This window comes from Parafrankia sp. Ea1.12, from assembly GCF_900465275.1.
GTDB lineage: Bacteria > Actinomycetota > Actinomycetes > Frankiales > Frankiaceae > Parafrankia > Parafrankia soli.
This window is the reverse complement of record NZ_UBIZ01000499.1, coordinates 1-9,856: the sequence shown is the minus strand read 5'-3', so window position 1 is coordinate 9,856 and position 9,856 is coordinate 1. Positions and strand designations below refer to the sequence as shown.

Sequence of the window (9,856 nt, the reverse complement as noted above, 5' to 3'; positions counted from 1 at the left end):
CCGCCGGTGCCGCCCGCCCCGCCGGCGGCGTGGGGGAGGGCGCGGGGGAGAACGGTGCCGGCGGCGTGCAGAGTCACCGGGAGGTGCCGCAGCCCCCGGACGATGGAGCTGTGGTCCTGCCACTCGAGCTGGTCGGTCCGCGGCTCGATGCTGGTGGTCGCTCCGAAGAGGCACTCGAAGACGACCTGGGCCTGCATCTCGGCGAGGAGACCGCCGAGGCAGCCGTGCATGCCGTGGCCGAAGGCCAGGTGGGCCTTCGGTGCGCGGGTGACGTCGAACTCGTCCGGCCGGTCGAACACGGCCGGGTCGCGGTTCGCGGCGCCGAGACACAGCAGCACCTGGTCGCCGGCCCGGATCCGCCGGCCGTCGACATCCATGTCGCGGGTCGCGACGCGCTTGGTCATCTGCAGCGGGCTGTCGTAGCGCAGCGCCTCGGTGACGGCGTCGCCGGCCAGCTCGGGCGCGCGGTGCAGGCGGGCCGCCTGGTCGGGGTGCCGCAGCAGCGCGAGGAGACCATTGCCCAGCAGCGACTTCGTGGTCTCGTTGCCCGCGACGAAGCACATGATGCAGACGAAGATCAGTTCCTCGGGGGTGAGTGCGTCCCCGCCGGCCGTGCGGGCCGCGAGCAGGCGGCTGATCAGGTCGCCGCCGGGCCGCTGCCGGCGCTCGGCGACGACCCCGTCCAGAGCCCGCGCGAACGTCTCGACGACGTCGCACACGTGCTCGAAGTCGCCGGCCCGCATCAGCCCGGGTTCGAGCAGGAACCGGATGTCGTGCGTCCACGGGCCGACCTGCGCGCGCAGGCCGTCCGGCAGCGCCATCCAGTCGCACATGACCGTGACGGGCAGCGGCGCCGCGAGGTCGGCGATGGCGTCCATGCCGCCGGCGGCCAGGGCGCGCCGCACCAGGCCACCGGCGACCTCCTCGACGCGGGGGCGCAGCGCGGCCACCTCGGTGGCGGTGAACACCCGGTTCACCAGCCCGCGCAGCCGCGCGTGGTCCGGGTTGTCGGTGAACACCAGGGACTTCTCGCCGAGCCGCACCACCCGGTCGACGTTCGCCCGGGCCAGCTGGCCGGCCCGCCGGCTGACCAACTGGGGGATGAGCCCGGCGCTGAACGTGCGGTCCCGCAGGACGCCCTGCACGTCGGCGTGCCGGGTCAGGACCCACATGCCCATCGTGCGGTGGACGGGCTGTGCCTCGCGCATCCGTCGGTACAGCGGATAGGGGTCGCGGCGGAACTCCGCGCCGAAGGGGCTGAAGCGGATCGCCGCCCGCCCTCCGCCGGCGGCGCCCCCGCCGGAGGCCCTGCCGGCGGCGGCTCCGCCAACGGTGGCCGCGGCTTCGTCGACGGCGGCTTCGTGTGCCCGCGGGGTCATCCCCTCGGCACCTCCCCGGCCGCGAAGTAGCGGTCCCGGAAAGGGCGCAGCACGATCCTGAGCAGGCAGATCTTCCCCATCCGGAAGCCGACGGAGGACAGCTTCAGGTAGCGCTCGTACCGGGCGACCACCTCGGGCCCCACCAGCCGGCCCGCCTCCGCGCGCCGCGCGCGCAGGCGGCGGGCCCACCGCTCGCACGTCCAGGCGTAGTCGAGCCGGCCGTTGTGCACCGACTGGATCTCGAAGACGCCCTCGGCCGCGGTCACGATCTCGGTCAGGGTGGGCAGCTCCGCGTTCGGGAAGATCTCCTGCTGCATGAAGCGGCTCGCCTCGGCGCCGGACATGTTCGCGTAGGCGATCGTCTGCAACGACAGCGCGCCCCCGTCGTTCAGCCAGGACCTCGTCCGGGTGAAGAACTCGTGGTAGCGCCGAACCTTCTCGGCCGGCGAGTCCTCGGGCCTGGCGAAATGCTCGAACGCGCCGATCGAGATGATCCCGTCGAAGCGGTCCTCGGGGGAGTAGTGCAGCCAGTCCTCGGTGCGGACGTCCACACCGGGGTGGCCGCGGGAGCGCACGTGGGCCGCCTGCTCCTCGCTGAGGGTGAGGCCGACCGACCGCGCCACCCCACGCTCACCGGACAGCCGCTCCAGGATCGAGCCCCAGCCGCAGCCGATGTCCAGCACGCTCCGCGCGCGGCCCGCGTCGATCGCGTCGAGATGGAACCGCAGCTTGCGCTCCTGGGCGGCCTCCAGGGTGTCGTCCGCCGCCGCCCGGATGGCGCACGAGTAGGTGAGAGACCGGTCCAGCCAGAGTGCGAAGAACTCGTTTCCCACGTCGTAGTGATGGCGGACGGCGGCAGCCGCCTCGGCTGCCTCTGCCCTCCGGTCATTCTCGTCGGTCAGCGTCACGATCAGGTCACCTGCCGTTGCGCCTGTCGCTGCTCGTGCAGGCGTGCCGCGACGGCGTTCAGGCTGGGATTGGCGAAAAGCTCCTCGGCGGCGAGCTCGACGCCGTAACGGTCCTCGACCTCGGTGAGCAGGGATACCGCCAGGGCCGAATCGATGCCCAGCCGATCGAAGTCGGCGTCCAGATCGAGGGTTCCCGCGGGGACCTCGAGAAGTCCGGCCAGGTACTCCCGGCACCATCCCGCGATTTCCGGCTGTGTCGACTCCATTGGTGTCCCCTCCATTTGTATCCCCTCCACTTGTGTCCGCTCCCTATGTCGCCGGGCCGGTCGCCGTCCCGGCGGTTCTCGGCACTCTTCGTGCGGCTATGCGTTCCGTGGACGGAACCTTGAGGTCCCAGGCGAGGCCGCACGCCGCGAGGGTCCTGATGAGCCAGTACCCCGGGTCCAGGTGGTACCAGGCCAGGCCGAAGGAGGGGGATTCCGGAAAGGCATGGTGGTTGTGGTGCCACGACTCGCCCAGGGTCAGCAGCCCGAAGACACCGCCGTTCCTGCTGTTCTCCCGGGAGTCGAAAGCCCGGGTGCCGAACATGTGCAGAAAGGAGTTGATCGACCAGATGATGTGCTCGAGGACGAAGATCCGCACCAGGCCGCCCCAGAGGAACCCGCTCACCGCCCCGGCCCAGCTCCAGTAGACCAGGCCGCCGACGAGCGTCGGGATCAGCAGGCCCAGGAGGACCCAGTAGTCGTAGCGCCGCCCGATCCGGGCCAGCGCGCGGTCTCTCAGCAGGTCGGGAGCGTAGTGGGCGATGTTGGGGTATTCGTGGCGGCGCATCCACAGGAAATGGGAGTGCGCCAGCCCGTGGAGCCGGCCGCGCAGCCCGCCGCCGGCGAGATTGGGGGAGTGCGGATCGCCGGTGCGGTCGCTGCACTCGTGGTGCCGCCGGTGCAGGGCGACCCAGGAGACCATCCCGCCCTGGCCGGCCATCGAGCCCAGAACCGCTAGCACGGCCGAGACGCCGCGCGTTGTCCTGAACGTCCGATGGGTGAACAGCCGGTGATATCCGACGGTGACACCGAGCCCGGTCAGCAGCCACATCGACGCCAGCAGCCCGAGCTCGGTGAAGCCGAACGGGTGCACGGTGAGGAATCCGAGCGCGGCGATGGTGCCAAGAATCGGGATGATGTCGAACAGCAGGAAATGGCGGCGCTGGAGGCGGTGCAGGTAGGGGCTGCTGAGTGTTTTCCGGCGGGGAGCCGGTCTCGCGTCTCCGGTGTCGGCATCGAGGTTGGAAATCCCGGCCGCACGCTGGATGTCTGCCATTTCTGAACCGTGCCTCCTGAGTACCCACTCGAGGTCGTCATTCAGGTGGCGGCAGCGTAACAGCAGCCCAGGCGGGTTTTGTAGGCTCCGTCGCGGATACAAATCGCGCGATTGAACTCAGGTCGCCTCGGGAGGTCTGATGATCACGGTGTGGGCGGTTCGGCCGGCGGTTCGGCCGGCGGTTCGGCCGGGGGTTCGGCCGGTGAGCCGGTCGGCGGGTCGGTCGTGAGCACCGGTGCGGCCGATCGGCGGTCGACGGCGGGCCGGCCGAAGGCCGGGGTGACCTTTACGTTCCTGGGGTCGGCGGTGGATCCGCCGTTCGCCGCCGTCACCAGCGCGAGCGTCGTCGCGGTGACGCCGGAGGGCGGGCTGGTACTCGCGGATCTGGCCCGCGGCCTCGACCTGCCCGGTGGGCACGTCCGGGCCGACGAGACGTCCGTCGAGCAGACCGTGCGCCGGGAGGCCTGGGAGGAGGCCCGGATCAGGCTCGGCGCGCTGGTGCCCGTCGAGGTCATCCAGTCTGACCTGTTCGGTCCGGATGATCTGACGTACATGGTGGTCCGGGCCGCGATGGTCACCGAGCTCGCTCCCTGGGAGCGCACGCACGAGTCGGCGGGCCGGGTCGTGCTGCCGCCCGCGGAGTTCCTCGCCCGCCGCCCCGGGCGCCGTCCCGAACTCCTGCGGCACCTGGTGACCGCCGGTCTCGCCGCGCTCGGCCGCGACGCCGCCGCGCCGCCGGAAACCCGCTGACCGCATTTGCTGACCGTGCGGGCTGACCGCGGCCGCTGACGGCACCCGTGCTGACCGGCGGCGGATCGCTGGCGACCACACCGTCACCGCCGCCGGCCACGGGGCCCACGCCCGCCGGGCTCGAGCGGCGTCAGAACCGTCCCGGGGTGGCGAACGCCCGAACTGCCTCGGCTCGCCCCGGAACCGTGGACCGGTTCACCGCGGTCTCGAGAGACGACTGTCCGCCCGCGATCCACAGCGGACCATTGGCGATGTTGTCCAGGGCTTCCTGGGCGGCTTCGTCGGGCGCCTGAGCGGCGTCGAGGGGATAACCCAGCCGGGCCATCGCCGGAGTGGCCGTGAAGCCGATGCTGAGGTGCAGTACGTCGACTCCGTACTGTTCGCACTCGATCCACAGCGCTTCGCTGAAAATGCGACTGAAGGCCTTCGACCCGCAGTAGGCGGCCAGGGACGGCGCGCCCATGAAGCTGGCGCCCGAGCCGGACAGGATGATCCCCCCGCGCTTGCGCGCGCACATGAGGCCGCCGTAGTGCCGCGCGAACTCGGCCTGACCGAGCACGTTGACGGCTATGACCGACCGGTAGACCGCGGGATCCAACCCGACGAAATCACCGCGGACGCTGTTGGCGCCGGCGTTGTAGATGAGCAGGCCGACCTCGATGTCGTCGGTCACGGTCCGTGTCCGCTCCAGGGCGTCCGGCTCGCTCAGGTCGACGGACAGGATGCGTACCTCCGCGCCGCCCGCGCGCAGGTCATCAGCGAGCACCTGTAAAGGACCGGTCTTGCGGGCCGTGAGGACCAGTCTGAATCCCTGGGCGGCCAGCTTTCGGGCGTAGCTCTCACCGATGCCCTCCGAGCCGCCGACGACCAGCGCCCACGGCCCGTACTTCTCCAGATTCATGATCTTCCCTTTGGTAGCGGTGACCCGGGCGCCCCGGCCGTCCCGTCGCTCCGGTTCAGGTGGTGGTCGTGGGCTGGTCGTCCAGGTCGATCCCGAGCTCCTTGAGTTCACGTTCGGCCCAGAACAGGCGTCCGGTGTATTCCATGGGCTCGGCGCACGAGGCGAAGTAGGCGAGCATGCGGGCGGGGACGTCCATCGGCACGGCCACGCTGTCGTCGAGGCCGGCCTCCTTGACGCGGATGGCGACGAGCTCGGTGGCCACCAGGCCCGGGTGCATGCCGATCACGGCGATGCCCTTCCGGGCGAGCTCGGGGGCGAGGACGTTGCCGAGCCGGTCGAGTGCTCGCTTGCTGGAGTAGTAGCCGGGCACGGCGAGGCTGAACTCGCCGATGTTCTCGAGCTTGGGGAGCTCCTCGGGCTGGCGGAAGACCTCACCGCTGCCGGTGCTGAGGTTGAGGATGCGCCCGCCGCCGCGACGTTCCATGATCGGTGTCACTGACTGTATGAGGGTGAAGGGCGCGTGGAGGTTGACGTCGAACTGGTACAGCCAGTCCTCGCGTGTCAGCTCCAGGAATCTTTTGGACCAGATGTCGCCGGTGGTGGCCGCCGCGTTGTTGATGAGCACGTCGACGCCACCGAACCGCTCGACGGCGGCGTCGACCAGGTGCTGGAGATCCGCCTCGCTGGCTAAGTCGGTCTGCACGGCGATCGCGCTGGCGCCCGTGTTCTCGATCTGCGTCAGTGTCTCGTTCAGGGCGCCGGGCAGGGTTCTGTCCGGCTCGACCGTTCGTGCGGCCAGGACCAGGTTCGCGCCGCGGCGGGCGAACGTCTGGGCTGCCTGCCGGCCGACGCCCCGGCTGGCCCCCGTGATGATCACGACTTTGCCGGTCAGGTCCAGTTCCTTCTGTCGCTGCACGGTGATCCGACCTCCGCTCGCCATTTGAACACTGGTCAAATAGAGGGTAGCGCGGTCCCATCCCCGGGCATCGGCCCGCGGATCTGGCTCCCGGGCGGGTCGACTTGTGTTCATCTGGGGAACAGATGATGAACACCCAGCTCGGCGAGGTCCGTCCGGCCAGGTCGGTGGTGGGATCGGGGAGGACGGCCGGGGCGCCGCGGGATCTCCCGGCCTGCCGCACCCCCGGAGCGGGTACGTCGCGGACAAGGCGGACCGGGAGACAACGCCGACCGGGAGGCGATGCCGCCCGGCAGACAGGCCGCCCGGCAGACAGGCCGCCCGGCAGACAGGCCGCCCGGCAGGCAAGCGGCCCGGGACGTGCCGTATCCGACGACGGCCCGCTACCGCCACCGGAGGCTGCCATGAGTGACCTGACCACCGCGACTCCTGGTCTGCGTGCCGCCGCCGAGGCGCCGCCCGGCGTGCTCCCGGTCGAGTACCTGGGCGCGGACGTCCGCTCGCTGACGGTCGTCGAGGAGGACGCCGACGACGCGATCCTGCTCCGGCCCGACGGGACGACCATCGACACCTGGCGGGAGAACTACCCGTACGCGCAGCGGCTCTCCCGCGACGAGTACGAGCGGGACAAGCGGCTGCTGCAGATCGAGCTGCTGAAGCTGCAGTACTGGGTGAAGGACACCGGGCAGCGGCTCGTCCTCGTCTTCGAGGGGCGCGACGCGGCCGGCAAGGGCGGCACCATCAAGCGGTTCACCGAACATCTCAACCCGCGCGGCGCCCGGGTCGTCGCGTTGGAGAAGCCGACCGAGACCGAGCGCGGGACCTGGTACTTCCAGCGGTACATCGCCCACCTGCCCACCGCCGGCGAGATCGTCATGTTCGACCGCTCCTGGTACAACCGGGCCGGGGTCGAGCGGGTGATGGGCTTCTGCTCCCCGGAGGAGTACCGGGAGTTCCTCCGCCAGGCGCCCGAGCTGGAGCGGATGCTCGTCCGCAGCGGCATTCACCTCGTCAAACTGTGGTTCTCGGTCTCCCGCCGGGAGCAGCAGACGCGGTTCCTCATCCGTCAGATCGACCCGGTGCGGCAGTGGAAGCTCAGCCCGGTCGACCTCGCGGCGCTCGACCGGTGGGACGACTACACCGAGGCCAAGGAATCGATGTTCTTCTACACCGACATCCCCGAGGCCCCGTGGACGGTCATCAAGAGCAACGACAAGAAGCGGGCCCGGCTCGAGGCGATGCGGTACGTCCTTTCCCGGCTGGACTACCCCGGCCGGGACGAGTCGGTCATCGGCCGCCCCGACGAGCGGATCGTCGGCGCGGCCGCCGGGCTGCTGGAGCCCGGCGAGCAGGCAGACCGCCAGTTCCCGAAGCTCTGACCGTATTGGCGCTCGGCTGTGGCTGGCGCTGTAGCCGATCCCGCCGACACCCGGCGAGGGTGTGCCGACCAGGCGGGTGTTCCGACACCGCGCGCCGCCGGCCGGAAAATAACTTTGACGGTTCGTGACGGGCTGGCCTACAGTGACCGCGGCAGCGCCGGAAACACACAGCCGGCGCCGACAGTGGAGGAAGCCATGGCTGCCCGGGAACAGTCCCGGGCTTCCGGAGGTCACCCGTCGACCCGGCGCGGTGGCGCTCAGCGCTGACCGCGGGACGCGGCGCGTGACTCCTGGTGCCCGGTGACATATGTCGTCACCCTGCAGAGCACCAGCAAGGAGATCTCGGCGTTGTCCGCACATTCTTCTGTTTCTTCTTCCTCCACTCAGCTCACCGACCAGACCGGCGAACCCTCGCCCGAGTGGTTCACCGAGTTCTTCACCGAACTGCCGAACGAGTTCTGGCGCCGCGCGGCGACGCCGGAGATGACCGCCGCCGACGTCGACTTCGTCGAGACGCGCCTCGGGCTCGCGCCGGGGTCGCGGATCATCGACGTCCCGTGCGGAAGCGGCCGGCACAGCCTCGCGCTGGCGGAGCGCGGCCACCGGGTGACCGGCGTGGACCTGTCGGCGGAGGCGATCGAGCACGCCCGCCGCGCCGCCGCGGCCACGGGCACTGCCGTCGAGTTCGTTCTCGGGGACATGCGGGAGATCGCCCCGTCGGGCTCCTTCGACGCGGCGGTGTGCCTCGGTAACAGTTTCGGCTACCTCACCCCCGCGCAGACCGCGGAGTTCGTCCGTTCCCTCGCCGCGGCGGTGCGCCCCGGCGGGGGCCTCGTCCTCGACTTCGGCGCGACGGCGGAGTCCGTCCTGCCCGGCTTCACCGGCGAGGCGCGCGTCATGCGGACCGGTGACATCACGACGGAGGCGACGGTCGACTACGACGTGGCCCGCAGCCGGATGCTCAGCAGATACCGGTTCACCCGCGGTGACGACGTGCTGGACACCGCCGCCGTCCATCACGTCTACACGTGCGGGCATATCGGTGACCTGCTGGGCGCGGCGGGCTTCACCGACATCGGACGCCACTCCGATCCGGACGGCACGCCCTACCGGCTGGGCGCCGGGCGCCTGCTGGTCACCGCGCGCCGGGGCCGGCTACCCGCCGTCCCTTCGGGGCCTCAGCAGGTTATGGACACGGAGAGTAGTCGCTCCTAGGCTGCCGGTTGTCGACGGCTAGGCCGCCAGCCGCGACGGTGGGGGTCGTCGATGAGTGTGCCTGCGTGTCTGGAAGCCGTCCCGTCCGGTAGGCGGATGGTTGCGATGGGTGCGGTCCTGGCCGTCTTCCTGCTACTGATCGTGACGGTGGAGGTCCTGCTCGCGGGGGCCGCGGGGGCCGCGACGGGTCCCGCGGCCCCCGGTGTCCCCACAGCTGCCAGGGGGCCTGTCCTCACGGCCGGCCCCGCCGGCGGCGTGTCCGCTCCCGGCGCCGTTCCCCTGCCCGTTCCCGCCGGGAGGACGGTGGCGGCGCTGACCGCTCCCGGGTGCGGCTCGGGTCGGGTGGGCCACTCGCGCCTGCTGGTCGGCGAGAGCACCACCTTCGGCGGGTGCGGCTTCGCGCCGGGCACGCTCGTCGAGATCGCGGCCAACGGCGTCCCGTCGGACGCGACCACGGCGGACGCCGCGGGGAGGATCGCGGTCCCGGTCAGCTTCATGTCGCTGGGGACGAAGCTGCTCACCGCGACCGGCACCGGTGCCCCGCCGGCCGCGGCTCCGGTCGCCGCCCCGGGCGCGGTCCCGCTCCCGGCCACCGGCGTGCCGGCGGCGGCCGGGGCCACAGGGGTCCCGGCCGCGGGGACGTCCCCGCTCACCCTCACCGCGACGGTTCTCGTGGTCGGATCCCCGACGGGGGCGGACGATGACGCCGACAGCTCCGACTACGGGCACGGCGGACACAGGCCCCCGAAGGACAGCGGTAGCTCGGCCACCACGTCCACCACGCCCTCCGGGCTGACGCTGGGGGAGGTCATCGCGCTCCTGCAGCTTCTCCAGAGCCAGCAGAGAGCCACGGTGGTCTCCGACCGCGGCTCCATCCCGCGACTGGGCGGCCTGACCCTGGGCGATCTCGCGGGCGACGAGCTGGCGGCCGAGGAGGAGGTGGCGGCCGAGGAGGCGGCGGCCGCGGACGAGGCGGCCGTGGCGTCCGAACGGCGGCCCCCGGCGGCGTCCGACGGCGCGGCCCCGGCCGAGTCCCCGGCTCCCGCTGCCGGCGGTGCGGCGGGTGGGACGCCCGGTGGGCCGGGCGG

Annotated in this window: 9 protein-coding genes and 1 pseudogene; 4 read left to right on the top strand and 6 right to left on the bottom strand. The window is 71.5% G+C overall.

Annotated features, from left to right (window positions below):
- The 4 genes from FMEAI12_RS29405 to FMEAI12_RS29390 all read right to left on the bottom strand — a co-directional run.
- Positions 1–1,379: cytochrome P450 (locus FMEAI12_RS29405; protein ID WP_235014760.1), on the bottom strand; the 1,379-nt coding region annotated here is incomplete at its 3' end.
- The gene (locus FMEAI12_RS29400) at positions 1,376–2,287 is read right to left on the bottom strand and encodes a cyclopropane-fatty-acyl-phospholipid synthase family protein (protein ID WP_112108598.1); all 912 of its coding nucleotides are present in this window, start codon (positions 2,285–2,287) and stop codon (positions 1,376–1,378) included. The genes FMEAI12_RS29400 and FMEAI12_RS29405, both read right to left, overlap by 4 nt.
- A 2-nt stretch (positions 2,288–2,289) precedes the next feature.
- Complete coding sequence (locus FMEAI12_RS29395) at positions 2,290–2,553, bottom strand: acyl carrier protein (protein WP_071067018.1); 264 nt, start codon at positions 2,551–2,553, stop codon at positions 2,290–2,292.
- A gap of 43 nt (positions 2,554–2,596) precedes the next feature.
- Positions 2,597–3,607, bottom strand: a complete 1,011-nt coding sequence (locus FMEAI12_RS29390) for an acyl-CoA desaturase (RefSeq protein WP_200835459.1) — start codon at positions 3,605–3,607, stop codon at positions 2,597–2,599.
- Positions 3,608–3,832: 225 nt separating this feature from the next.
- Here FMEAI12_RS29390 and FMEAI12_RS29385 point away from each other — a divergent pair, with 225 nt between their 5' ends.
- The gene (locus FMEAI12_RS29385; RefSeq protein WP_020459513.1) at positions 3,833–4,357 is read left to right on the top strand and encodes an NUDIX hydrolase; all 525 of its coding nucleotides are present in this window, start codon (positions 3,833–3,835) and stop codon (positions 4,355–4,357) included.
- A gap of 130 nt (positions 4,358–4,487) precedes the next feature.
- Here FMEAI12_RS29385 and FMEAI12_RS29380 read toward each other — a convergent pair whose 3' ends face one another.
- Entirely contained in the window at positions 4,488–5,258 is a 771-nt protein-coding gene (locus FMEAI12_RS29380) for an SDR family oxidoreductase (protein WP_071067016.1), read from the bottom strand.
- 55 nt (positions 5,259–5,313) lie between these two features.
- On the bottom strand, positions 5,314–6,174 hold the full coding sequence (locus FMEAI12_RS29375) for an SDR family NAD(P)-dependent oxidoreductase (RefSeq protein WP_165938607.1): 861 nt from the start codon (positions 6,172–6,174) through the stop codon (positions 5,314–5,316).
- Between the two features lie 404 nt (positions 6,175–6,578).
- On the opposite strand from FMEAI12_RS29375, the gene ppk2 reads away from it, so the two are divergent.
- The 3 genes and pseudogenes from ppk2 to FMEAI12_RS29360 form a co-directional block, all read left to right on the top strand.
- Complete coding sequence (gene ppk2, locus FMEAI12_RS29370; RefSeq protein ID WP_112108596.1) at positions 6,579–7,553, top strand: polyphosphate kinase 2; 975 nt, start codon at positions 6,579–6,581, stop codon at positions 7,551–7,553.
- A gap of 300 nt (positions 7,554–7,853) precedes the next feature.
- Positions 7,854–8,768: a cyclopropane-fatty-acyl-phospholipid synthase family protein gene (locus FMEAI12_RS29365; RefSeq protein WP_112108595.1), complete on the top strand. Its 915-nt coding sequence runs from the start codon at positions 7,854–7,856 to the stop codon at positions 8,766–8,768.
- A 105-nt stretch (positions 8,769–8,873) separates the two neighbouring features.
- A pseudogene (locus tag FMEAI12_RS29360) lies at positions 8,874–9,856 on the top strand (hypothetical protein); the annotation flags it as partial.